Annotated in this window: 24 protein-coding genes and 1 other RNA gene; 10 read left to right on the top strand and 15 right to left on the bottom strand. The window is 61.7% G+C overall.

The features are described from left to right. Window positions 1-92 precede the first annotated feature (92 nt). Both HX898_RS07965 and recR read right to left on the bottom strand, forming a co-directional pair. Window positions 93-1,364, bottom strand: a complete 1,272-nt coding sequence (locus tag HX898_RS07965; RefSeq protein ID WP_180194391.1) for a lytic murein transglycosylase — start codon at window positions 1,362-1,364, stop codon at window positions 93-95. A gap of 173 nt (window positions 1,365-1,537) precedes the next feature. After that, entirely contained in the window at window positions 1,538-2,143 is a 606-nt protein-coding gene (recR, locus tag HX898_RS07970; protein WP_003555792.1) for a recombination mediator RecR, read from the bottom strand. 57 nt (window positions 2,144-2,200) lie between these two features. Here recR and HX898_RS07975 point away from each other — a divergent pair, with 57 nt between their 5' ends. Then, window positions 2,201-2,830: an MOSC domain-containing protein gene (locus HX898_RS07975; protein WP_180194392.1), complete on the top strand. Its 630-nt coding sequence runs from the start codon at window positions 2,201-2,203 to the stop codon at window positions 2,828-2,830. A gap of 30 nt (window positions 2,831-2,860) precedes the next feature. Here HX898_RS07975 and HX898_RS07980 read toward each other — a convergent pair whose 3' ends face one another. The 3 genes from HX898_RS07980 to ffs form a co-directional block, all read right to left on the bottom strand. Continuing rightward, window positions 2,861-3,184, bottom strand: coding sequence for a YbaB/EbfC family nucleoid-associated protein (locus HX898_RS07980; protein ID WP_003555794.1), 324 nt, complete (start codon window positions 3,182-3,184; stop codon window positions 2,861-2,863). A 21-nt stretch (window positions 3,185-3,205) separates the two neighbouring features. Continuing rightward, a complete protein-coding gene (locus tag HX898_RS07985; RefSeq protein ID WP_180194393.1) occupies window positions 3,206-5,083 on the bottom strand; it encodes a DNA polymerase III subunit gamma/tau in 1,878 nt (625 codons plus the stop codon). 45 nt (window positions 5,084-5,128) lie between these two features. Further along, window positions 5,129-5,225: signal recognition particle sRNA small type (gene ffs / locus HX898_RS07990), an RNA gene on the bottom strand. A gap of 89 nt (window positions 5,226-5,314) precedes the next feature. Here ffs and HX898_RS07995 point away from each other — a divergent pair. The 5 genes from HX898_RS07995 to HX898_RS08015 all read left to right on the top strand — a co-directional run bounded on the left by HX898_RS07995 (window position 5,315) and on the right by HX898_RS08015 (window position 8,277). Beyond that, the gene (locus HX898_RS07995) at window positions 5,315-5,725 is read left to right on the top strand and encodes an HIT family protein (RefSeq protein ID WP_012759659.1); all 411 of its coding nucleotides are present in this window, start codon (window positions 5,315-5,317) and stop codon (window positions 5,723-5,725) included. After that, entirely contained in the window at window positions 5,722-6,681 is a 960-nt protein-coding gene (nudC, locus tag HX898_RS08000; protein ID WP_011649957.1) for an NAD(+) diphosphatase, read from the top strand. The genes HX898_RS07995 and nudC overlap by 4 nt, the downstream gene beginning before the upstream one ends. A gap of 4 nt (window positions 6,682-6,685) precedes the next feature. After that, window positions 6,686-7,381, top strand: a complete 696-nt coding sequence (locus HX898_RS08005; protein ID WP_138332093.1) for a YafY family protein — start codon at window positions 6,686-6,688, stop codon at window positions 7,379-7,381. 71 nt (window positions 7,382-7,452) lie between these two features. Next, the gene (locus HX898_RS08010) at window positions 7,453-7,713 is read left to right on the top strand and encodes a hypothetical protein (protein WP_138332094.1); all 261 of its coding nucleotides are present in this window, start codon (window positions 7,453-7,455) and stop codon (window positions 7,711-7,713) included. Between the two features lie 195 nt (window positions 7,714-7,908). Continuing rightward, a complete protein-coding gene (locus tag HX898_RS08015) occupies window positions 7,909-8,277 on the top strand; it encodes a VOC family protein (RefSeq protein ID WP_003555800.1) in 369 nt (122 codons plus the stop codon). Window positions 8,278-8,301: 24 nt separating this feature from the next. Here the strand turns inward: HX898_RS08015 and HX898_RS08020 are convergent, their stop codons facing one another. Further along, window positions 8,302-9,156, bottom strand: a complete 855-nt coding sequence (locus HX898_RS08020) for a prephenate dehydratase (protein WP_003544355.1) — start codon at window positions 9,154-9,156, stop codon at window positions 8,302-8,304. 10 nt (window positions 9,157-9,166) lie between these two features. Beyond that, window positions 9,167-9,922, bottom strand: a complete 756-nt coding sequence (locus tag HX898_RS08025; RefSeq protein ID WP_138388510.1) for a 3-deoxy-manno-octulosonate cytidylyltransferase — start codon at window positions 9,920-9,922, stop codon at window positions 9,167-9,169. 154 nt (window positions 9,923-10,076) lie between these two features. Here HX898_RS08025 and HX898_RS08030 point away from each other — a divergent pair, with 154 nt between their 5' ends. After that, window positions 10,077-10,640, top strand: coding sequence for a cytochrome c family protein (locus tag HX898_RS08030; protein ID WP_065281772.1), 564 nt, complete (start codon window positions 10,077-10,079; stop codon window positions 10,638-10,640). A 69-nt stretch (window positions 10,641-10,709) separates the two neighbouring features. On the opposite strand, the gene HX898_RS08035 is transcribed toward HX898_RS08030, so the two are convergent. Beyond that, window positions 10,710-11,657, bottom strand: coding sequence for an AEC family transporter (locus HX898_RS08035; protein WP_062944866.1), 948 nt, complete (start codon window positions 11,655-11,657; stop codon window positions 10,710-10,712). Between the two features lie 518 nt (window positions 11,658-12,175). Between HX898_RS08035 and HX898_RS08040 the strand changes: the two genes are divergently transcribed. Beyond that, a complete protein-coding gene (locus tag HX898_RS08040) occupies window positions 12,176-13,168 on the top strand; it encodes an adenosine kinase (RefSeq protein ID WP_020052350.1) in 993 nt (330 codons plus the stop codon). Here the strand turns inward: HX898_RS08040 and HX898_RS08045 are convergent. Next, window positions 13,161-13,700 (bottom strand): SH3 domain-containing protein, encoded by a 540-nt coding sequence (locus HX898_RS08045; RefSeq protein WP_011649962.1) that lies wholly within the window; start codon window positions 13,698-13,700, stop codon window positions 13,161-13,163. The two genes, HX898_RS08040 and HX898_RS08045, sit on opposite strands and share 8 nt — an antisense overlap. A 185-nt stretch (window positions 13,701-13,885) precedes the next feature. Here HX898_RS08045 and HX898_RS08050 point away from each other — a divergent pair, with 185 nt between their 5' ends. Then, complete coding sequence (locus HX898_RS08050; RefSeq protein WP_011649963.1) at window positions 13,886-14,887, top strand: D-glycerate dehydrogenase; 1,002 nt, start codon at window positions 13,886-13,888, stop codon at window positions 14,885-14,887. 134 nt (window positions 14,888-15,021) lie between these two features. Here the strand turns inward: HX898_RS08050 and HX898_RS08055 are convergent, their stop codons facing one another. From HX898_RS08055 to recF, 3 genes are read right to left on the bottom strand one after another with little or no spacing between them, the layout of a single operon-like run. Next, window positions 15,022-15,495 carry a GNAT family N-acetyltransferase gene (locus tag HX898_RS08055; RefSeq protein WP_138388508.1) on the bottom strand — a complete coding sequence of 158 codons (474 nt, stop codon included), beginning with the start codon at window positions 15,493-15,495 and terminating at the stop codon, window positions 15,022-15,024. Further along, on the bottom strand, window positions 15,492-16,316 hold the full coding sequence (locus HX898_RS08060) for a molybdopterin-synthase adenylyltransferase MoeB (protein WP_138332100.1): 825 nt from the start codon (window positions 16,314-16,316) through the stop codon (window positions 15,492-15,494). The genes HX898_RS08055 and HX898_RS08060 overlap by 4 nt, the downstream gene beginning before the upstream one ends. Further along, a complete protein-coding gene (gene recF / locus HX898_RS08065) occupies window positions 16,313-17,437 on the bottom strand; it encodes a DNA replication/repair protein RecF (RefSeq protein WP_180194394.1) in 1,125 nt (374 codons plus the stop codon). The genes HX898_RS08060 and recF overlap by 4 nt, the downstream gene beginning before the upstream one ends. A 449-nt stretch (window positions 17,438-17,886) precedes the next feature. On the opposite strand from recF, the gene HX898_RS08070 reads away from it, so the two are divergent. Then, window positions 17,887-18,252: a helix-turn-helix transcriptional regulator gene (locus tag HX898_RS08070; protein ID WP_017962753.1), complete on the top strand. Its 366-nt coding sequence runs from the start codon at window positions 17,887-17,889 to the stop codon at window positions 18,250-18,252. A 159-nt stretch (window positions 18,253-18,411) separates the two neighbouring features. Here HX898_RS08070 and HX898_RS08075 read toward each other — a convergent pair whose 3' ends face one another. The 3 genes from HX898_RS08075 to dnaK form a co-directional block, all read right to left on the bottom strand. Next, window positions 18,412-18,612, bottom strand: coding sequence for a hypothetical protein (locus HX898_RS08075; protein ID WP_003544370.1), 201 nt, complete (start codon window positions 18,610-18,612; stop codon window positions 18,412-18,414). A 310-nt stretch (window positions 18,613-18,922) separates the two neighbouring features. Further along, window positions 18,923-20,050: a molecular chaperone DnaJ gene (gene dnaJ, locus HX898_RS08080; RefSeq protein WP_017995672.1), complete on the bottom strand. Its 1,128-nt coding sequence runs from the start codon at window positions 20,048-20,050 to the stop codon at window positions 18,923-18,925. A gap of 86 nt (window positions 20,051-20,136) precedes the next feature. Further along, the gene (dnaK, locus tag HX898_RS08085) at window positions 20,137-22,053 is read right to left on the bottom strand and encodes a molecular chaperone DnaK (RefSeq protein WP_062944862.1); all 1,917 of its coding nucleotides are present in this window, start codon (window positions 22,051-22,053) and stop codon (window positions 20,137-20,139) included. Between the last annotated feature and the right edge of the window lie 323 nt (window positions 22,054-22,376).

The following is a 22,376-nucleotide window of genomic DNA, read 5'->3' on the forward strand; positions in this document are numbered from 1 at the left end:
AGTGTGAAGCGGTTTTCCGTCCGGAATTGCGTAAAAACAAAAAGTAAGAGCGGTTCTGTGCTTGCATGAAAACTGAACCGCTCTGAAGCCGGTTACTTCAGCTTGCCCTTCATCGCAGCCTCCGGAAAGCATGTCGGCTTCATGCCGTTCTTTGCCTGCCACTGGCCGATCGAACGCCGGGTCTTGTAGCCCGGCAGACCGTCGGAACCGCCGACATCATAGCCCTGCCGTTCCAGCGCCTTCTGCATGGCGGCGACGTCCGAGCGCAGCATCTTGCCGACATCGCCCCATCTGCCCTGGAAGGCGCCGCCATTATAGGCGATCCGGTCGGCAAGATTGCCGATATAGAGCGCGTAGAGATCGGAATTATTGTATTCCTTGATGATGTAGAAATTCGGCGTGACGATGAATCCCGGTCCGTCTCGGCCGGCCGGAACCAGCATCATGCCCTCAGCCTTCATTTCGCCGGAGGGAAAGCCCTTGCCGGAGATGCGGTCGATGCCGAGCGAGGCCCAGTGCGACAGCGGCTTTGCCAGATCGGGTCCCTCCTGCGCGCAGGAGACCGCCTCCGGTATCGACACCTCGAAGCCCCAGTCGCGGTTGCGCTGCCAGCCTTTCTTGACCAGGTAATTGGCGATCGAGGCGAGCGTATCGGGCACCGATGTCCAGATATTGCGGTGACCGTCGCCATCGAAATCCACGGCATATTTTAGATAGCTGGTCGGCATGAATTGCGGCTGGCCGAGTGCGCCCGCCCACGAACCCTTGAAGTTGGCAGGTGTGACGTCGCCGCCGTCGAGAATATGGAGTGCGGCCACCAGCTCGGTGCGGAACATCTCCTTGCGCGTCGACATGAAGGCCTTGGTCGCCAGCACCTCGATCGCCGAATTCGGGATCTTCGCGGCGCCGAAGCCCGTTTCCCGGCCCCAGATGGCAAGCACTATCGAGCCCGGCACGCCATAGGTCTTTTCGATCCGCTTCAGCGTCGAGCCATACTGGGCGGCAAAGCCGCGTCCCGTTGCGGCAAGCTTCTTCAGCTGGTCCTCGTTGAAATAGGGAGCGGGCGAGGAAAATTCGGCCTGCGTCTGCTTCTGCTCCTTCGGCGGCGGGAAACCGGGCGGGGCGAGATCGGGCAGGTTCCAGTTCAGCGTGATGCCGGAGAAAGCGGCTTGAAAGACCTTCTCCGAAATACCGTTCGCCTTCGCCTCCGGCCAGAGGTCGGCCTGCACCCATTTTTCGAACTGCACCTCGACATCGGCTTTTGAAGGGGCCGCGTAACAGGAGAGGGGCAGGAGAGCTGCCGCCAATGTGAGTGCGAATATCCGCAGCCGCCGTGGAACACCCCCCTCTGCCCTGCCGGGCATCTCCCCCACAGGTGGGGAGATCGGCTGGGCGCGGAGGTTTCCGCCGATAATCGACGTTTCTGCGCGGCAAACTGACAATGAAGCGGGAAACCAAAGCCACTTGTGATCTCCCCCCTTGTGGGGGAGATGCCCGGCAGGGCAGAGGGGGGTGTGGTGCAACATACGCAAGCCTCTCATATCACCGTCCGCGCCCGAAGTGCCGCCGCAAGCGTGCCCTCGTCGAGATAGTCGAGTTCGCCGCCGACAGGCACGCCATGCGCCAGCCGCGTGATCTTCACGTCGAGCCCCTGCAACTGGTCGGTGATGTAATGCGCCGTCGTCTGTCCCTCGACGGTGGCATTGACCGCGATGATCAGTTCCCGGATGCCGCCTTCGCCGACCCGGTCGATCAGGCCGCGAATGTTGAGATCGTCAGGACCGACCCCGTCGAGCGGTGACAGCGTGCCGCCGAGCACGTGATAGGCGGCGTTCATCGCGCCTGCCCGCTCCAGCGCCCAGAGATCCGATACGTCCTCGACGACGATGATGACGGATTGATCGCGTTGCGTGTCGGTGCAGACAATGCAGGGATCGACCGTATCGACATTGCCGCAGCGCGAGCAGATCTTCACTTTGTCATAGGCCTCGCCCATTGCATTCGACAGCGGGCCGAGCAGCTGGTCCTTCTTCTTGATCAGATGCAGTGCCGCCCGGCGCGCCGAGCGCGGCCCGAGGCCCGGCACCTTCGCCAGCAGCTGGATGAGTTTTTCGATTTCGGGTCCGGTGACTCGTTTTGCCATGCGCCGTTCTTAACTGATATGGAACGAAAACGGAATCGCGGAAGGATCGGCCATCCCATGAAAATCCTGGCCTTGTGCACCGGCAATCCGGAAAGACTGCCGGGCAAGAGCTACAAGACCGGCATCTTCAAACACGCCGTCAACGGCGCGGTGATGATCGATGCCGAAGGTCTGGTCGGCGATGCGATCTGCAACCGCAAACACCATGGCGGCGTCGACCAGGCTGTTTATATCGAGGGATCGCTGACACTCGACTGGTGGGCGCAGGAGCTGGGCCGACCCTACGAGGCCGGTACTTTCGGCGAGAACATGGTGATATCAGATCTGGACAATCGCGACGTCGCCGTCGGCGACCGCTTCGCCGCTGGCGATCTCATCCTCGAAGTCACGGCATGCCGTATGCCCTGCGCCACCTTCGCCGCCAGGATGGCCGATCCGAAATTCGTCAAGCGTTACACTGCCGCCGCCCGTCCCGGCATCTATTGCCGCGTCATCCGGGGCGGCGTGGCCGAGCCCGGGATGCCGATGGAATACACGTCTTTTTCGGGAGACAAGATTACGATGCCCGAGCTAATGGAGACCTTCGGCCGAAGGCTTCAGGGCGCAGATCGGGCGCGATATCTCGCGGCCCCAATTCACTACAAGCTTCGGGCCATGCTGGAATCCCAAGCCGACGAAGCGCACTAGATCACTTGACACCTTGATATGAGGGCCGCCTCAAAATGGCAGCTTGAAGCCGGGCGGGATCGGCAGGCCGGCCGTCAGCGCCTTGGTCTTTTCAGCTGCGAGCGCCTCGGCCTTGTCCTTGGCGTCCTTGTGAGCGGCGACGATCAGGTCTTCGAGGATCTCGACATCGTCTTCCTTGAACAGCGACGGGTCGATCTTCAGGCTCTTCAGCTCGCCCTTGCCCGAGATGACGACGGCGACGAGACCGCCGCCCGCTTTGCCTTCGGCCGTGAGCTCGGCGATCTCCGCCTGCATCTGCTCCATCTTGGCCTGCATTTCCTTGACTTTGCCCATCATGCCCATGATGTCGCGCATCGTCTCGCTCCTTCTTGAAACCTAGAATTCTATGTCGTCGCCCGGCAGGATGTCGCCTTCCTCGGATTCGGCGGCGGCCGGCGGCGTCGCCTCGCCTTCCTCCTCCGGTTCGGGCGCCCGCACGCGCACGTCGATGATCTTGGCGCCGGGGAAATGCGCAAGGATTGCCGCCACGTCAGGGTCCTGGCGCGCGTCGATCACATGCTGTTCCCGGGTCCTGGCCTCCGCTTCGACAAGCGTCGGCTGACCCTCGTCGCGGCTGAGGCTGACGATCCAATGGATGCCGGTCCATTCCTTCAGCTTGACGGCAAGCTCGTTGAGCAGCGTCGTCGGTGCACCGGGAGCCAGGCTGACGTCGAGCCGGCCGGCTTCGATCCGGACCGGGCGCAAGAAGGTGCGCACCATCGCCTTCAGCTTCGGATCGCGTTTCTCGGTGGCGAGGTTGACGATATCGTTGACCGAATTGATCGGGACGAGCGGCTTCGGCGCTTCAGTGGGCTTGGTTTCGATCCGCCCGACAGGCGTCGTTTCCGGCTGGCTGCTCGGCACGGCGCGCAGCATCGCCACTGGCGCTGAAGGCTGTGGCTTGCTCGGTGCTGTTTCCGGCGCGCGTGCGGCGACACTGCCCTGATAGGAAACCCGTGTTCCGTTGTTGCCGCCATTGCCGGAAGGTGGGGAAGAGGGCCGCGGGCCGGCATTGTCGCCCGAAAATTCGGCAAGCCGCCGCGCCGCATCCTCGGGCGCCGGCAGATGCGCGGCATGTGCAAGCCGGATCAGTACCATCTCGGCCGCCCCTGCCGTCCGCGACGAGCCTTCCGTTTCCGGAATGCCCTTCAGCAGCATCTGCCAGATGCGCGACAGCGTCGTCACTGCAACGCCCTTCGCAAATTCCGCCGCCTTGGTGCGTTCGACCTCGCTGAGCGAAGGATCGTTTGCCGCATCCGGCACATATTTCAGCCGCGTCACCAGATGGGTGAAATCGGCAAGATCGGTCAGCACCACCACCGGATTGGCGCCGGCTTCGTACTGGTTCTGGAACTCGCCGAGGGCGGCGGCCACATCGCCTTTGACGATATGCTGGAAGAGATCGACGATCCGGGCGCGATCGGCAAGGCCGAGCATGCCGCGCACGGCTTCCGCCTGCACGATGCCTGCGCCATGAGCGATCGCCTGGTCGAGCAGCGACAGGCCGTCGCGCGCCGAGCCTTCGGCCGCACGCGCGATCATCGCCAGCGCGTCAGCTTCCGCCTCGATGCCTTCCTTGGCCGCGATTGTCGTGAACAGCCCGACGAGATCGGAGGCGCTGATGCGGCGCAGGTCGAAGCGCTGGCAGCGCGACAGCACGGTGATCGGCACCTTGCGGATCTCGGTGGTGGCGAAGATGAACTTCACATGCTCCGGCGGCTCTTCCAGCGTCTTCAACAGGCCGTTGAAGGCCTGTGTCGACAGCATGTGCACTTCGTCGATGATATAGACCTTGTAGCGCGCCGAAACCGGCCGGTAGCGCACCTGCTCGATGATCTCGCGGATATCGTCGATACCGGTATGGGAGGCCGCATCCATCTCGATCACGTCGACATGCCGGCCTTCCATGATCGCCTGGCAGTGTTCGCCCGGCGTGCGAAGGTCGATCGTCGGCTTGTCGATCTCCGATGTTTTGTAGTTCAGCGCCCGCGCCAGGATGCGCGCCGTCGTCGTCTTGCCGACGCCGCGCACGCCGGTCAGCATGTAGGCTTGCGCGATGCGGCCGGTCTCGAAGGCGTTGGTGAGGGTGCGGACCATCGGCTCCTGGCCGACCATCAGGTCCGTAAAATCCTTGGGGCGGTATTTGCGAGCCAGCACTCGGTATCCGGTGCCCGTCGAGGCGGCATCTTTTGATTGTCGCTCGGTGTCGCTCATCGCCCTGCTTGTCGCCCGGACTGTCGGGCACTTCGTGGAGAGAAGGTGGGAGGCTGGCACGATGACCCGTGCCGGGCTCGTTAGGGCTGCTTCCTTCCGGACCTGACCCGGTTGGCGAGTGGCTCGTCCACCACCAACCTCCCGGATGCACATATCGGCAATATCGTCATCAAAAGCAAGCCAACATGCGAAAAAACTGCTAGTCGTAGGAAAAGACAGGAGGAATGCCCTTTGAAAGGTTTCGCGCTCGATCCCCGGCTGGAAAACGACAGCGTCAGCATCATGGTCACCGGTCTCTGCGATCTGAGATTGTCGAGGGACGCCCGCTGGCCCTGGCTCATTCTCGTGCCGCGCCGGGCTGACATCACCGAAATCTTCGAGCTGACGCCGCTCGACCAGGTGCTGCTTGCCTTCGAGACGGAGCTGGTCGCCAAGGCGCTGAAGGAGATCACCGGCGCGACAAAAATCAATGTCGGGGCTCTTGGCAATATCGTCCGCCAGCTTCATGTTCATGTCATTGCCCGCTTCGAAGGCGATGCCAATTGGCCGGGTCCCGTCTGGGGCTTCGGGCGCGCTGAACCCTACGAAGACGGAAAGAGAGACGAATTTATTGCGAAGCTGCGGGAAGCCCTTTCATCATGAGTCATTCGCTTTTCGATTCGGATGTGCCGCATCCGGAACCCAGCAATCTCACGGCCTTTGCCGCCAACGACCTCAACCGCGATTCCGAGCATCGCGACGAACAATCCGTCGAAAAGGCGCTGGCCAAGGAAGGCACCCATATCTTCGCCTTCACCAGGGATAAGCTGGTGCTGAAGCATGACGGCCAGGTGCTCGACCCGCTCTTTGCCCGCTACGAGCTGCAGGAATTGCAGCCGGATTGGGACGAGACCGTGCTTCTCGGTTACCGCAAGAGCGGCGAGCCGCGCCTTGCCGTTCCCGTTGGCATCGACGTCGACGACCTCACCAGCCAGTACAAGCCTGCCGACGGCCGCACGCTGTTTCGCGAAATGCTGATCGACGAAGTGTTGCTCGGCGAATTCGCCCAGGCCGCGAGCCTCATCCGCTGGAATGGCGACAATCGCTTTTGTGGCCGCTGCGGCTCGGCGATGGAGATCCACATCGGCGGCTACAAACGTGTCTGCGCTGCCTGCGAACACGTGATCTTCCCGCGCACCGACCCCGTCGTCATCATGCTGACGGTCGACGAGCAGCGCGACCTCTGCCTGCTCGGCCGCAGTCCGCATTTCGCGCCCGGCATGTATTCCTGTCTTGCCGGCTTCCTCGAACCCGGCGAGACCATCGAGAACGCCGTGCGCCGCGAAACGCTGGAGGAATCGGGCATCCGCACCGGCCGCATCCGCTATCACGCCTCGCAGCCCTGGCCGATGCCGCATTCACTGATGATCGGCTGTTACGCCGAGGCGAAATCCACCGAAATCAGCCGCGATGAGACCGAGCTGGAAGATTGCCGCTGGTTCACCCGCGAGGAAACGATCGAGATGCTGGAACGCCCGAGCGCGACAGGCAGGGCCTCGCCGCCGAAAGGGGCGATCGCCCACCGCCTGATGCGCGACTGGGTGGAGTGGAAGCGGTAGCGCCATGCCGGTTGCCCGCTCGGAACGGCTGCTGACGCTGCTCCAGACGCTCCGGCGTTACCGGCGGCCGGTGACCGGCACAGTGCTTGCCCAGGAGACCGGCGTCAGCCTGCGCACGCTCTATCGCGATATTGCCAGCCTGCAGGCCCAGGGCGCGATGATCGAAGGCGAAGCCGGCATCGGTTATGTGCTGAAGCCCGGCTTCATGCTGCCGCCGATGATGTTTTCCGAAGAAGAGCTGGAGGCATTGGTGCTCGGCTCGCGCTGGGTGGCCCGCGCCGCCGAGCCGCGCCTTGCCGGTGCCGGTGCCGACGCCCTGGCCAAGATTGCCGCCGTGCTGCCGGCCGATATGCGCGAGATGATCGATTCGGCAGCACTTTTCGTCGGTCCCAAACGCAGGGACGAGGACAAGGCGGACGTTTCGGCCATCCGCAGGGCGATCCGCCTGGAGCGTATCCTCGAACTGCATTATGGCGACGAGCAGGGCCGTATTTCGCGCCGCCGCGTCTGGCCTTTCGGGCTCGGCTATTACGAGCATGTGCGCGTCCTCATGGCCTGGTGCGAACTGCGCCAGGATTTTCGACACTTCCGCACCGACCGCATCATCGACATGGCCTTGCACGAGGCGCGCTACCCACGCCGCCGCACGGTGCTCCTCAAGGAATGGCGCGAGACGCAGGACGTGCCGATGGAGAACTGAACGCTGCTGCCATAAACTGTCAGCAGATGGAGTTATTATCAGTGCCAATCCACCAGGAAGGAGTACTGATCATGGTAACGCCTCCAGCCATTCATTTCACCAACGACCGTTTTGCGGCCGAGTCCTTTGCCGATGTCATTTCGGCCGAGACTTTTGCCGATGTCCGCCAGTCAGCACCGTCAGGCCTGCTGCACCTGGTCATGAACATTTTCCGATTTCGCAGAGGAGACCGCACCGGCCTCGACCTTGAAGCGACACCGGATTACCTGAAGCGCGACCTCGGCTTCATCGACGGACGCGACCCGCGCTGCGAGGAGCGTTTTCCGCTCTAAAGCATATCGCGCAAAAGTGTGCAGCGGTTTTGCGACAACGACATGCGCGACCGCTTTAGGCCGCCCACCCCTATCAACATTCTGCCCGACGAGAACGGGGCGTTGCGATAGCAACGCCCTCGGTAGTCTGCTGCCATAATTTGTCAGCAGACGAGATCTCTGGCGGCGCCATTCTTAAACAACGGGAGAACCGAAATGACCAGCCCCAATCTCATAATTCTCTACGTCAAGGACCCGGGTGAAAGCGCCAGCTTCTACCGGAATCTGCTGAACCGCGAACCGGCTGTGGAAGCGCCGAATTTCGTCGCTTTTCCGCTTGAGGGCGGTTTCACGCTCGGTCTCTGGCGGCGCAGCAAGGTCGAGCCGCAGCCCTCCGCCATCGGCAATCGAGGCGAAGTGGCCTTCATGGTCGAAGGAGAAAATGCCGTCGCCAGACATTATGAAGACTGGCGCCAGCGCGGTCTGCCGATCGCCCAGGAATTGACCGAACTGGATTTCGGCCCGACCTTCGTCGTGCTCGATCCGGATGGGCATCGGCTGCGTGTCTGTGAGCCGGATAAATAATTCAGGCGACTTGCGGGGCTTGCCTTACAGCAGGCCTCGCATCGCATGCCCCTTGTAGACGCCGAGGATGCGGACTTTCTCGGAAAAGAACCGCAGTTCCTCCAACGCCCGACGCACGTTCGGATCGTTCGGATGGCCTTCGATATCGGCGTAAAACTGCGTCGCCACGAATTTTCCGCCGAGCTGGTAGCTTTCCAGCTTCGTCATGTTGATGTTGTTGGTGGCAAAGCCGCCGAGCGCCTTGTAGAGCGCGGCCGGAATGTTGCGGACGTTGAAGACGAAGGTGGTGACGACCTTTTCTTCCGCCGAATTCCGCTGCGCCCATTCCTCGTCGCGGGACAGGACGACGAAGCGGGTGACGTTGTTTTCCGTATCCTCGACATTTTCGGCGATGATCTCGAGCCCGTAGAGATCGGCGGCAAGGCGTGGCGCCAAGGCGGCCATCGAGCGGTCGCCGGTTTCCTGCACGAGTTTCGCCGCCCCCGCCGTATCGCCGGCGATCACCGGCTTCCAGCCATTGGCGCGAACGATCTTGCGGCACTGGCCGAGCGCGTGGATATGGCTGTGCACCGTGCGGATCTCGTCCTTGGTAACACCGGGCAGCACCATCAGCTGGAAGCGGATCGGCATGAAATATTCGCCGATGATGTGCAGCCGCGACTCCGGCAGCAGATGGTGGATATCGGCGACGCGCCCGGCGATCGTGTTTTCGATCGGGATCATCCCGATATCGGCATCGCCGTTGTCGACCGCCGTGAACGCATCCTCGAAGGTCTGGCAGGGCAGCGGCTCCATGGTCGGAAACATGTCGCGGCTGGCCATGTCGGAATTGGCGCCGAATTCGCCCTGGAAGGCGATCCTGTTGGTCTTGATGTTCATGATGGTTCCGTCAGTTCGACTTTGCGGAGAGGATGCGCCGCGCTTTTTCGAGGTCGGCGGGAGTATCGACACCGAGCGGAACCGTGTCAACGATCTCGGCGTCGATGCGCATGCCGGCTTCGAGCGCCCGCAGTTGCTCCAGTGATTCGCGTTTTTCGAGTGTCGAGGGACCGAGCGAGACGAACCGTTCGAGCGCCGCGCGCCGATAGGCATAGAGGCCGATATGATGGTAGAGCGGCCCCTGGCCGTAAGGGGCGGTTGCGCGCGTGAAGTAGAGCGCGTGCAGCCGGGCGACGGAAATCGGTGAGCCGACGATCTTGACGATGTGCGGCGCGGTCTTGTCCTCCTCATTGTCGATTTCGGTTGTCAGCGTGCCGATATCGACCGCCTCGTTCTCGAGCGGGCGCAAGGCTGCACGCACCGTTTCGGGATCGATCGTCGGCAGATCGCCCTGGATGTTGACGATGATTTTCGCCTTGCCCTCCGGATCGACTTTCGTCAGCGCCTCAAAGATTCGATCGGAACCCGATTGGTGGTCCACGCGGGTCATGACGACTTCGAAGCCGGCCGCCGCCACGGCATCGAACACTCGGGTGTCGTCGACGGCGACGACGACGCGGCCGATGGCTGCCTCCCTGGCGCGTAGCGCCACCTGGACGATCATCGGCAGACCGCAAATATCGGCCAGCGGCTTGCCCGGAAGCCGGGTGGAGGCCATGCGCGCCGGGATCAATACGAGCACGCCGCCTAAATTTGAATCACTCATTGTTCGGGCCTTCTATTCCGGGCTGAAAAGTGTCAAAAAGTCTCATGCGCAAGACCATTTAGACAGTTGCAACGAACAGCCAAAAGACATAGGTTCCGCGCGATTTCAAGATGGTCCGGTTTATGATCTGCCGGCTGCAAGGGGAGCATTGCAGATGAATTCATACGTCAATACGGCCGTGGGGGCGCTGCTCGGAACGATTTTCGTTCTGATGTCGGTCTCCATCGCGTCCGAAGGAATCTTCCATTCCGAAGCACCGGAAAAGGAAGGTTTCGCGATCGTTGCCGAAGAGGCGCCCGCTGCTGGCGGCGAGGCTGCGCCTGCCGTTGCCGTTCCGATTGCGCAATTGCTCGCTTCTGCAGATGCCAAGGCCGGCGAGACGGTCTTCAAGAAGTGTCAGGCCTGTCATGACGCCACCAAAGGGGGGCCGAACAAAGTCGGTCCCAACCTCTTTGGTGTCGTAGATCGCCCGGTCGCCTCGCATGCAGGCTTCGCCTATTCCGCTCCCATGAAGGATTTCTCCAAGGGTGGCAGCGAGAAGTGGACCTTCGAATATCTCAACAAGTTCCTGCTGGCGCCGAAAAAGGACGTTCCGGGCACCGCCATGGGCTTTGCCGGTCTGGCGAAGGATCAGGAGCGCGCCAACGTCATCCTCTACCTCCACACGCTCGCCGATTCGCCGGTGCCGCTGCCGGATCCGAACGCTGCGACGCAGTGACGCGGCAGACAATCGCATGACATCGAAGCCCGGCCCGCAAGCCGGGCTTTTCTTTGTGCGGATATCAGCTCAGGCGCCGAGGAAATAGGCCCAGAGCGAGACCGTGATGGCGCCGAGCGCCGTCGTCACGGTGATCGTCGAGGCGGCGAGGCTGTGACCGACGCCGAAGCGATTGGCGATCAGCCAGGCGTTGACGCCTGTAGGGACGGAGGAGGTCAGTACGATCGCTGCCGTCCATTCGGGGCTGAGGCCGAGGAGATGGCTCGCCGCCCAGACGCAGCCGGGCAGCAGCAGCAGCTTCAGGCTCGAGGTGACGCTGGCGATACCGAGATTGCCGGAGACGCCGTATCTCTCCAGCGCCATGCCGAGCGATATCAGCGCCGCCGGGCCGGCAATGCCGGCGATCTGCCCGACGACCGTTGCCAGCGTCGTCGGCATGGTGAGACCGGAAAGGTGCATGGCCATGCCGGCCGCAAGGCCTATCACCAGCGGGTTGCGCACGAGGTTGACTGCGATCTGGCGAAGCACGAGCACCATGCTGCGATCGCTTTTGCCGGCGATCTTGCGCTCGGCATGCTCCATCAGCACCGTGCCGGCGACCATCATCACGGGCAGATGTACGGCAAGCAGGATCGACAGCGCCACCAGCCCTTCGTCGCCGACGGTCCGCTCGACGAGCGGCAGGCCGATGAAGATATTGTTGGCGAAGGCCGAGGAAACGCCGGCCAGCACGCCGATCCGTTCGTCACGGCCGAAGAGGCGTGTGGCGGCGATATGGCCGGCCGTCCAGGTGATGGCAACGCCCGAAAAATAGACGATCCAGAGCCGGAAGGGCGAGGCGCCATGAAAATCCGCCTCGGCGATGGTCCGGAAGAGCAGAAGCGGCACGGCGATCTTGAAGACGAATTCGCTGAGCGCTTCGCCGACATTCGACGCCATCAATCCGCTGCGAACGATCACCCAGCCGATGAGAATCAGAATGAAGACGGGAAGGACGTCGAAAATGATGGCTGACATAGGGGAGGCTGCTCTGCGCGGGGGAGTATTCGACGTCTACAGCGCCGCGCGTCTTTTCAGACGCGCAAAGGACGCTGTAGCACTTTGAATTGCTGCATAATTTTATCCTTAAATCGATTCCGATTTAAGGAATTATGCAGTAGCAGCAAACGGCTTGGATTGAAAAGGCAATCGCCGTTCAATCAGGCGCATCGGTAAAACAAAAAAAGCGGGCACAGCCCGCTTTTCCGCTCCGGCCGTGCCGGATATCCGGATCACGAAGCTGCCAGTTCATCCGTGGTCAGCATCGCGCCGGTAAGATCGAAGGGATCATCCTTCGTAAGCCCGGCTGCAACTGAAAGCTGCTCATGCCGGTCTTCCTGCGAGTATTTCTAGATATTGAAAATGACAGGGACATGACGACTAGGCGGCACTTTTGCGAAGAAATAGAGAGACCATCCACCATTTATCCTTCCAAACCGCGGAAATTTCGCTAAGACCAAACCCCGGCTATCACAAACTCCGGGACCCCCCATTTCATGACAAGATTCGATGTTCTGACAGTCGGCAACGCAATCGTGGATATCATTGCCCGTTGCGACGACCAGTTCCTCATTGACAACCAGATCACCAAGGCGGCGATGAACCTCATCGATGCCGAACGCGCCGAACTCTTGTATTCGCGCATGGGACCGGCGCTCGAAGCTTCTGGCGGCAGCGCCGGTAACACGGCGGCGGGCGTGGCGAGCCTCGGCGGCAAGGCTGCCTATTTCGGCAATGTCGCCCAAGATCAGCTCGGTGACATCTTCGCGCACGACATCCGCGCCCAGGGCGTCCACTACCAGACCCGGCCGAAGGGCACCTTCCCGCCGACGGCGCGTTCGATGATCTTCGTCACCGAGGACGGCGAGCGTTCGATGAACACCTATCTCGGCGCTTGCGTCGAGCTCGGCCCGGAAGACGTCGAGACCGACGTCGTGGCCGACGCCAAGGTTACCTATTTCGAAGGTTATCTCTGGGATCCGCCGCGCGCCAAGGAAGCGATCCTCGATTGTGCCCGCATCGCCCATGAAAACGGCCGCGAAATGTCGATGACGCTGTCCGACAGCTTCTGCGTCGACCGCTATCGCGGCGAATTCCTCGATCTGATGCGCTCCGGCAAGGTCGATATCGTCTTCGCCAATCGCCAGGAAGCGCTGTCGCTCTACGAGACCGATGATTTCGAGGAGGCGCTGAACAGGATCGCCGCCGATTGCAAGATCGCCGCCGTGACGATGAGCGAGAATGGCGCCGTCATCCTGAAGGGCCGCGAGCGTTTTTACGTCGATGCGATCAGGATCAGGGAAGTGGTCGATACGACCGGTGCCGGCGATCTCTTCGCCTCCGGCTTCCTCTATGGTTACACGCAGGGACGCTCTCTCGAGGATTGCGGCAAGCTCGGTTGCCTGGCTGCCGGCATCGTCATCCAGCAGATCGGCCCGCGCCCGATGACCTCGCTTTCCGAGGCCGCCAAACGGGCAGGGCTTATTTGAAGGCTTCGCCGGGATAGGCGCCCCAGATCTCCGACTGCGCCACCCAGCCCGAGGCGCCGTCAGATTCGGCGCGGCACCAGTCGCCATTGCATTCGCCGATCGTCAGCATCACGCCGGGTTCGAGCTTGGCGACGATCGAGGCGGAGGGCTGCGCCTCGCGGCGCAGATTGACATAGATGCCCTTGCCCTTGGTCTTCATCCACGGGGCGGCGATCGCCGCGCGCTGACCTGACAGCAGTGACTGGTTGACCCAGCCTTCGGTGCCGTCGGCATCGCGGATGCGGCGCCAATTGTCGTATTCCTGGATGATCTCTACCGGCAGGCCGGATTTCAGGTACATCCACGACACGGCGTAATCCGTTCCCGGACCGATGCGCAGGTTGACGCGCTTGGATTTCAGCGTGACGAAACGTGGCAATGGCAGTCCGCTTGGCCCCTTGGCCGCCTGCGCATGGGCGAACTCGACGCTTCCCATGGATGCAGCCAGAGCGATGGCAAGGGCGAGGCAGGACTTCAGGACTTTGCTGCGCATGGAAGTTTCCGTTTGCTCGAATTCGCGGGCAGGCCCGGCCTGCTCGCGCTCCGGGCTCTGACATTCCCCGGCTGCACCACGAGTTTTGTTTGTCTTCGCGTGCGGGTCTGGTAGAAAATGCCCGGAATGGGAAAATTATCACCCCTCTTGGTTAAAGACCTCTGAACAAGGCACCACAGGCAGCCATGACAGCGAAGAAAAAACCGAAGGTCTACATCACCCGCAAGCTGCCGGATGCCGTCGAAACCCGCATGCGCGAACTCTTCGACGCCGAGCTGAACATCGACGACGCGCCGCGCTCGGTTCCCGAGCTGATCGCTGCGGTCAAGACCGCCGATGTGCTGGTGCCGACCGTCACCGATCGCATCGACGCGGCGCTGATCGAACAGGCGGGACCGCAGATGAAGCTGATTGCGAGCTTCTCCAACGGCACCGATCACATCGACGTCGAGGCGGCGGCGCGCAAGGGCATCACCGTCACCAACACGCCGAACGTCCTGACCGAGGACACCGCCGATATGACCATGGCGCTGATTCTCGCTGTTCCGAGAAGGCTCGGCGAAGGTGCGCGCGTGCTGACCGATAAGCCGGGCGAATGGGCAGGCTGGTCTCCGACCTGGATGCTCGGCCGGCGCATTCACGGCAAGCGGATCGGCATCGTCGGCATGGGCCGCATCGGCACGGCGGTGGCCCGCCGCGCCAAGGCTTTCGGCCTGTCGATCCACTATCACAACCGCAAGCGCGTCAATCCGGCCGTCGAGGACGAGTTGGAGGCGACCTATTGGGAAAGTCTCGACCAGATGCTCGCCCGCGTCGACATCGTTTCGGTCAATTGCCCGTCGACGCCGGCGACCTTCCACCTGATCTCGGCCCGCCGTCTGGCGCTGCTGCAGCCGACGGCCTATCTCGTCAACACCGCGCGCGGCGACGTGGTCGATGAAGCTGCGCTGATCAAATGCCTGAGGGAGGGCCGGATTGCCGGCGCCGGCCTCGACGTCTTCGAGAACGAGCCTGCCGTCAACCCGAGGCTCATCAAGCTCGCCAATGAGGGCAAGGTCGTGCTGCTGCCGCATATGAGTTCGGCGACGATCGAAGGCCGCATCGACATGGGCGACAAGGTCATCATCAATATCCGCACCTTCATCGACGGTCACAGGCCGCCGAATCGGGTACTGCCCGGCCGCTAGAGCAATTCCAGGAAAAGTGCGAAGCGGTTTTCCGTCCGGAATTGCGTAAAAACAAAAGGCTAGAGCGGTCCTGCGCTTCCGTTAAAAGCTGAACCGCTCTAAGCGCATCTCAGGATCGAATCACGCGAGGCGCATCAAGACGCAAGGACCTTGCGCATCTCGATGAACGTCGTCCTGGCAAAGCCGGGATGGGCTTTTTCGGCGGTTCTGGAAAATCCCCAGGCGGCAAAGACGGCGTGGTTGTCGGTGAGTTCGATCCGCGTTTCCAGCCGCAAGGCGGGAAGACCGAGCGCCGCAGCGGTCTCCTCGGCAATTGTCAGCAGCCGTTTGCCGAGGCCCTTGCCCTGCACCTCAGGCAGAACGGCGAGCTTGCCGACATAGAGACAATCGGCCTCCGGCCGCAGGAAGAGGCAGCCGATCAGTTTTTCGCCGTCGATGGCGACATGGCCGATCTCGGTTCCGGCCTTTTCGGCCAGTGATGCCGTCGTCAGCTTGAGCGCCGAAGATGGCGGGTCGATCCTGCCATTCATGGAGGCGAAGGCGGAAAGGATCAGCGCCAGCAGTTCATCCCAGCGCGTGAAAGTTTGATCAAGCGGAACAATCCTCATCCCGCCTGTCTCTGTGTTGTACGGCGTCGTTTGTAGCGGATGGTATCAAACCGAGCCGAGAGCGCGTCATAGAGCAGCAACCGTCCGACCAGCGGTTCGCCGGTGCCGGTGACGAGCTTGATCGCCTCCATCGCCATCATCGTGCCGATGACGCCGGTCAGCGCGCCGATGATGCCGGCCTCGGCGCATGCGGGAATCAACCCGGCCGGCGGCGCTTCCGGAAACAGGTCACGATATCTAGGGTTGGGCGTTCCGTCCTCAGCCGTTTCATAGGGCTTGAGAACCGTCAGCGAGCCGTCGAACCGCCCGACGGCGCCGGTGACGAGCGGAATGCGCGCTTCATCAGCCGCATCGGCGGCGGCATAACGGGTGTCGAAATTGTCGGAGCCATCGATCAGCAGATCGAAGCCTGAGAGCTGACGGCGGGCGGCCTCCTGGGAGAAGCGTTCTTCGAAGCGGATCAGTCGGACATGCGGATTGAGCCTGGCGATGGCGAAAGCAGCGCTCTCGGTCTTCAATTCGCCGATCGTGCCGGAATCATGGATCACCTGGCGCTGCAGGTTCGACAGCGACACCCGGTCGTCGTCGACGATCCCAAGCGTGCCGACGCCGGCTGCGGCCAGATATTGCAGAACCGGCGCACCGAGACCACCGGCGCCGATCACCAGCACGCGGGCGGCTTTCAGCTTCTGCTGGCCGGCGCCGCCGATCTCGGGCAGCAGGATGTGGCGGTGATAGCGCGCGATTTCTTCCGGGCTGAGCGGTTCCATGGCGCCGATGTTATCATGACGTCCGACGCCGGGAAAAGCCGCCTCGGTCATTCGAACACCCTTCCGTCGGCCACCGTGAAAAACTGCGCCCTGTCGCCGAGCGCTGAAAACATCGCGCGATCCGTTCCGGTCATGAAGGCCTGGCCGCCGAGCCCGTCGATAAGGTCGAATAGCGCGGCGCGGCGGCCCTCGTCGAGATGCGCTGCGATCTCGTCGAGCAGCAGGACCGGAGCATGGCCGGTGAGATTGCCGACGAGCCGCGCATGCGCAAGCACCAGGCCGACAAGCAGCGCTTTCTGCTCGCCGGTGGAGCAACGCTCCGCCTCCATCGCCTTTTCGCGGTGATGCACGATAAGATCGGCCCGGTGCGGTCCCTCGAGCGTGCGCCCTGCGCCGGCATCGCGGTAGCGGTTCTCCGCCAGCATCGCCGCGTAGTCGTCCTCAAGGTCGACCGAGGGGCGCGAGAACTGGCCGTCCATGAAGCCGGAGAGCTGCAGCGATGCCGAAGGGAAGGGCGAGCTTTCTCGTGTTTCCTCGATCAGCCGGGTCAGCAGGCCGAGCATCTCCTGCCGGGCAAGCGCCATGGCGATGCCGAGGCTTGCCATCTGCTCCTCGATGCCGGCAAGCCAGGAAGGATCGAAGCGGCCTTCGTCCAGCAGTTTGTTGCGGCTGCGCATGGCGCGCTCGAAATCGCTGGCGCGGCGGCCATGGGCGGGATCGAGCGACAGCACCAGCCGGTCGAGAAAGCGGCGCCGGTCGGAAGAGGCGCTGGTAAAGAGGCCGTCCATCGCCGGTGTCAGCCAGAGAAGGCGCAGATGGTCGGTCAGTTCGTCGACAGTCTTTGCCGTCGTGCCATTGATGCGCAGCCTGCGGGCGGTGGTCTCCTCGCCCGTTTCGATGCCGGTGCCGATCTCGACGTCGCCCTCCATGCCGTCGAGCGCGGTGAAGATCGAAAAGCCGCCGGCCGCGCCGACGCGGGTAATGTCGCCATAAGCCGCGCGGCGCAAACCGCGGCCAGGCGAAAGCAGCGAGACGGCCTCCATGAGATTGGTCTTGCCGGCGCCGTTGTCTCCCGTCAGCACGGCATGCCGACCATCAAGTGCAAGGGCCGCCGCCACATAGTTGCGGAAGTCTGTCAGCTTCAGACGGGAAAGAGAAACCTTGTGCGGCATCGAATGTCCGGAATCGTAAAGCGTGACAGCTAAGCCGAAGCAGCGCCGATGGCAAGGCTGGCAGCTTTTGGGCCGTGGATCGCGTACCGCCGCTGCAGCCGGACGTCAGGACGCGGCGGCTGGCGCCACGCAGGACATATATTCCAGATGATCCCGTGACCGAAGTCCTTGTGTCCGACATCCTCCCGATGGAATGGCAGCCACGGGGCTTCGAAATTCGGTTAAAAATACAACCATCCGAGATGGCCTGACATCGCCAAACCGATCCCGTAGACAGTCATTGCCAATGTCTTCCAGCGCCGGATATTCAAGGTTTGCCGCCATCCTCTAAGGCTACTGACGTAACGTAAAGCCCAAAAAAAGTTGGTTGAATTTTGCAACTGCAGGGTTGAGTTATCCGGTGCAGGCGATATGGTAAACGGACCGTTTATGTATAAGAGAGTGATGAAGTGCCAGATCCGGTTGATATTATCGTCGGTCGCAACGTCAGACAGTTTCGCGCCCTTCGCCGTGTTTCTCAGCTCGAGCTTGGCGAAGCACTCGGACTGACTTTCCAGCAAATCCAGAAATACGAAAAGGGGGCGAACCGCGTTTCCGCCAGCAAGCTGCATCAGATCGCGGTTTTTCTCGACGTCGAGATCTCCGCTCTCTTCGAGGGTGCCGGCATGTCGCCATTCGGCAGCCGTGTCGAACTCAGCCCCGACGCCTATGCGCTTGCGCTGAGCTACGACAAGCTGAACTCACCGGCAGGCAAGGAAGCGGTCAAGACTATCGTCACCCTCATGACGGGCGAAGCGGCCGAAACCACCGCCTGATTCCAGCGCAGCAATCACGGTTCCCACGGAAAGCACGACCTATTCAAGGTCTGGATGATTTCCGGACACCTGCGGGTGTGCAGCAATATTGGGGGGATGACCTGCATCAGGACAAAGACCGGAAGCAGACCGCCTGATTGAGGTTCGATGCCGCGCGCTTCAGTGAATCTCGCATTCGTGCAGCGCCATCAGCAGATCGTCCTGCGTCTGGTGGCCGGCATGATAGAGGTCGATCGCGATGCTGGCAATGGAAAGGCCTTGCTGGCTGCGAAGCTTGATGTTGCGCTCAGCGCACCATGTGTAGATGGCGCCGGCGAGAACGTCGACGTCTTCGGACTGAGATGAAAAGGCTGGCGCCATGGCTGATACCCTTGGTTTGTTTGTTCCCGCTAGCGCTAAGGACGCTCTATCACTTTGATTTGGTGCATGACCCCGAAATCGATTCCGGCTCCCGGGGTCATGCACTGACGGCAGAGACTGAATTCATTTGGAAAACTTGCAAGCGGCATCATCTGGCTGCGTTAACGCAAGTCGTCGTCCCGCCCGCTGCCGTATCGATCCGGGACAGATTCGCCGGCATGGACGCGAATGTCGCAAATCAGGATTCTTAAAACAAAAAAGCCGGAGACGTTTCCGTCCCGGCTTTCGTAATGGGCATGTCGATCGCGGCTCAGCCTTCGAAGAATTCCTTCATGCGGGCAAAGAAGCCCGTCGATTCCGGATTGTTCTCCTTGGAGGAAAGCTGCTCGAATTCCTGAAGCAGTTCACGCTGGCGCTTGGTGAGCTTTTGCGGCGTCTCGATCTGGATCTGGATGTAGAGGTCGCCCGTCTGCACCGAACGCAGCACTGGCATGCCCTTGCCCTTGAGGCGGAACTGTTTGCCGACCTGGGTGCCCTCGGGCACGGTAACGCGCGATTTGGTGCCGTCGAGCGTCGCCACGTCGAAGGTGCCGCCGAGCGCGGCCGTCGTCATCGAGATCGGAACGGCGCAATAGAGATCGGCTCCGTCGCGCTGGTAGAATTCATGCGGTTTGACTGACAGGAAGATATAGAGGTCGCCTGCCGGTCCGCCGCGGGCGCCGGCCTCGCCTTCGCCCTGCAGGCGGATGCGGGTGCCGTCCTCGATGCCGGCGGGAATATTGACCGAGAGTGAACGCTCTTCCGTCACCCGGCCCTGGCCGTGGCACTTCGGGCACGGATCGGGAATGATCTGGCCGCGGCCGTGGCAGGTCGGGCAGGTCCGTTCGATCGAGAAGAAGCCCTGTGCCGCGCGCACGCGCCCCGTTCCTTGGCAGGTGCCGCAGTTCTTCGGCTGCGTGCCGGGCTTGGCGCCTGAACCCGAACAGACGTCGCAGGTGATTGACGTCGGAACGCGGATTTGCGCCGTCTTGCCGGAGAAAGACTCTTCCAGCGTTATTTCCATGTTGTAGCGAAGATCGGCGCCACGTTCGCGGCCGCCTGACGAGCGCTGGCGCGCGCGCCCTCCACCCATCATCTCGCCGAAGATATCCTCGAAAATGTCGGAGAAACCGCCGCCGGCAAATCCGCCGCCACCGCCGCCCATGCCGCCATGCTCGAAGGCCGCATGGCCATAGCGATCATAGGCCGCCCGCTTCTGCGGGTCCTTGAGCATCTCGTAGGCTTCGTTGATTTCCTTGAACTTCCGCTCGGCGTCCTTGTCATCCGGGTTCTTGTCCGGATGGAATTTCATCGCCAATTTGCGAAAGGCGCTTTTCAGCTCTTTCTCGTCCGCCGTCTTGGCTACACCCAGAGTTTCGTAAAAGTCCGCTTTTGCCATTAAGGATTAAACCCCGGAAATGGATTTTCCGGCTGCCATGGTGAGCAGCCGGATCAGGTGTTGAAGCATAACCACGCCGTCGCGGATTACGCGGACTTCTTGCGGTCGTCGTCCTTGATTTCCTCGTAGTCGGCATCGACGACATTGTCGCCGCCTTCCGCGGAGGCATCACCAGCAGCGCCGCCTTCGGCCTGCTGCGCTTCATAGATCGCCTGGCCGAGCTTCATCGACACTTCCATCAGCGTCTGGGTCTTGGCCTTGATGTCGTCGGCATCGGGCTCGGATGCTTCCGACGCCGTCTTCAGCGCGGCGATCGCATCCGAGATCGCGGTGCGGTCGGCCTCGGAAACCTTGTCGCCATAATCCTTCAGCGACTTTTCCGAGGAATGGATCAGGCTTTCGGCCTGGTTCCGGGCTTCGACCGCCTCGCGGCGCTTCTTGTCTTCGCTGGCATGGGCTTCGGCATCCTTCACCATCTTCTCGATGTCGGCGTCGGAAAGACCGCCGGAAGCCTGGATGCGGATCTGCTGTTCCTTGCCGGTGCCTTTGTCCTTGGCCGAAACCTGGACGATGCCGTTGGCGTCGATGTCGAAGGTGACTTCGATCTGCGGCATGCCGCGCGGCGACGGCGGCAGACCGACGAGATCGAACTGGCCAAGCAGCTTGTTGTCGGCAGCCATTTCACGTTCGCCCTGCGAAACGCGGATGGTCACGGCCTGCTGGTTGTCTTCGGCGGTCGAGAAGGTCTGGCTCTTCTTCGTCGGGATCGTCGTATTGCGTTCGATCAGGCGGGTGAAGACACCACCCAGCGTCTCGATGCCGAGCGACAGCGGCGTCACGTCGAGCAGCAGGACGTCCTTGACGTCGCCCTGCAGAACGCCGGCCTGGATGGCGGCGCCGAGGGCCACCACTTCATCCGGGTTGACGCCCTTGTGCGGCTCCTTGCCGAACAGCTGCTTGACGACTTCCTGTACCTTCGGCATGCGGCTCATGCCGCCGACGAGAACCACTTCGTCGATTTCGGCAGCAGTGACGCCGGCATCCTTGAGCGCTGCCTTGCACGGCGCGATCGTGCGCTGGACGAGATCGTCGACCAGGCTTTCGAGCTTGGCGCGGGTCAGCTTCAGCGTCAGATGCTTCGGGCCGGAGGCGTCGGCCGTGATGAACGGCAGGTTGATTTCGGTCTGCTGCGAGGACGAAAGCTCGATCTTCGCCTTTTCCGCAGCTTCCTTGAGGCGCTGCAGGGCAAGCTTGTCGTTCTTCAGGTCGATGCCGTTGTCTCTCTTGAACTCGCCGACGAGATATTCGACAAGGCGCATGTCGAAGTCTTCACCGCCGAGGAAGGTATCGCCGTTGGTGGACTTCACTTCGAAGACGCCGTCGCCGATCTCGAGGATCGAAATATCGAAGGTACCGCCACCAAGGTCGTAGACGGCAATCGTCTTGCCTTCTTTCTTGTCGAGACCGTAGGCGAGGGCCGCAGCAGTCGGCTCGTTGATGATGCGCAGGACTTCAAGACCGGCGATGCGGCCGGCATCCTTGGTTGCCTGGCGCTGCGCGTCGTTGAAGTACGCGGGAACGGTTATGACGGCCTTCTCGACCTTTTCGCCGAGATAGGATTCGGCGGTTTCCTTCATCTTCTGAAGGATCATCGCGGAAATCTGTGCGGGCGAGTAGCCCTTGCCATTGGCTTCGACCCAGGCGTCGCCATTGTCGCCCTTGACGATGGTGAAGGGAACGAGGTGCTTGTCCTTCTCGACGGTCGGATCTTCGTAGCGGCGGCCGATCAGGCGCTTGACTGCAAAGAGTGTGTTCGTCGGGTTGGTGACTGCCTGGCGCTTGGCCGGCTGGCCGACGAGGCGTTCGCCATCATCGGAAAATGCCACCATGGAAGGGGTCGTACGCGCACCTTCCGCATTCTCGATAACCTTCGCGTCCTTGCCGTCCATGACTGCGACGCAGGAATTCGTCGTTCCAAGGTCGATACCAATTACTTTTGCCATGTCATTCTCTCCTTGAAGCAAGCTGTCGGAACCCCGAGAAGGCATTTCCCTGACAGCCCCTTACGGGATGGGTCTACTTGAGATTACGCAATCGTGATTGCGGTGATGCGGCGTATATAAGGAGCGGTTTTCTGGACTGCAAGGCGAGAAATGCCCCGGAATCCAGCAAAACGAATGTGTTGCGTTCAATTTTTACAGCAGCCGGGAAAGAGGTCGCCCCATGTCCGGAAAGCGGCCATTTTTTCGGGCATGTCGCGCAAAACTGCGCAGCCGTTTTGCGACAACGACATGCGTAAAACAAAGACCTGAAGCGCGAGGAGCGA

This window comes from Rhizobium sp. WYCCWR 11128, assembly GCF_013416305.1.
In the GTDB taxonomy this organism is placed as follows: Bacteria; Pseudomonadota; Alphaproteobacteria; order Rhizobiales; family Rhizobiaceae; genus Rhizobium; species Rhizobium indicum.

Coding starts and splice junctions, on each gene's coding strand:
- HX898_RS07965 (WP_180194391.1), bottom strand. CDS start 1,364: ATGCCCGGCAGGGCAGAGGGGGGTGTTCCACGGCGGCTGCGGATATTC.
- recR (WP_003555792.1), bottom strand. CDS start 2,143: ATGGCAAAACGAGTCACCGGACCCGAAATCGAAAAACTCATCCAGCTG.
- HX898_RS07975 (WP_180194392.1), top strand. CDS start 2,201: ATGAAAATCCTGGCCTTGTGCACCGGCAATCCGGAAAGACTGCCGGGC.
- HX898_RS07980 (WP_003555794.1), bottom strand. CDS start 3,184: ATGCGCGACATCATGGGCATGATGGGCAAAGTCAAGGAAATGCAGGCC.
- HX898_RS07985 (WP_180194393.1), bottom strand. CDS start 5,083: ATGAGCGACACCGAGCGACAATCAAAAGATGCCGCCTCGACGGGCACC.
- nudC (WP_011649957.1), top strand. CDS start 5,722: ATGAGTCATTCGCTTTTCGATTCGGATGTGCCGCATCCGGAACCCAGC.
- HX898_RS08005 (WP_138332093.1), top strand. CDS start 6,686: ATGCCGGTTGCCCGCTCGGAACGGCTGCTGACGCTGCTCCAGACGCTC.
- HX898_RS08010 (WP_138332094.1), top strand. CDS start 7,453: ATGGTAACGCCTCCAGCCATTCATTTCACCAACGACCGTTTTGCGGCC.
- HX898_RS08015 (WP_003555800.1), top strand. CDS start 7,909: ATGACCAGCCCCAATCTCATAATTCTCTACGTCAAGGACCCGGGTGAA.
- HX898_RS08020 (WP_003544355.1), bottom strand. CDS start 9,156: ATGAACATCAAGACCAACAGGATCGCCTTCCAGGGCGAATTCGGCGCC.
- HX898_RS08025 (WP_138388510.1), bottom strand. CDS start 9,922: ATGAGTGATTCAAATTTAGGCGGCGTGCTCGTATTGATCCCGGCGCGC.
- HX898_RS08030 (WP_065281772.1), top strand. CDS start 10,077: ATGAATTCATACGTCAATACGGCCGTGGGGGCGCTGCTCGGAACGATT.
- HX898_RS08035 (WP_062944866.1), bottom strand. CDS start 11,657: ATGTCAGCCATCATTTTCGACGTCCTTCCCGTCTTCATTCTGATTCTC.
- HX898_RS08040 (WP_020052350.1), top strand. CDS start 12,176: ATGACAAGATTCGATGTTCTGACAGTCGGCAACGCAATCGTGGATATC.
- HX898_RS08045 (WP_011649962.1), bottom strand. CDS start 13,700: ATGCGCAGCAAAGTCCTGAAGTCCTGCCTCGCCCTTGCCATCGCTCTG.
- HX898_RS08050 (WP_011649963.1), top strand. CDS start 13,886: ATGACAGCGAAGAAAAAACCGAAGGTCTACATCACCCGCAAGCTGCCG.
- HX898_RS08055 (WP_138388508.1), bottom strand. CDS start 15,495: ATGAGGATTGTTCCGCTTGATCAAACTTTCACGCGCTGGGATGAACTG.
- HX898_RS08060 (WP_138332100.1), bottom strand. CDS start 16,316: ATGACCGAGGCGGCTTTTCCCGGCGTCGGACGTCATGATAACATCGGC.
- recF (WP_180194394.1), bottom strand. CDS start 17,437: ATGCCGCACAAGGTTTCTCTTTCCCGTCTGAAGCTGACAGACTTCCGC.
- HX898_RS08075 (WP_003544370.1), bottom strand. CDS start 18,612: ATGGCGCCAGCCTTTTCATCTCAGTCCGAAGACGTCGACGTTCTCGCC.
- dnaJ (WP_017995672.1), bottom strand. CDS start 20,050: ATGGCAAAAGCGGACTTTTACGAAACTCTGGGTGTAGCCAAGACGGCG.
- dnaK (WP_062944862.1), bottom strand. CDS start 22,053: ATGGCAAAAGTAATTGGTATCGACCTTGGAACGACGAATTCCTGCGTC.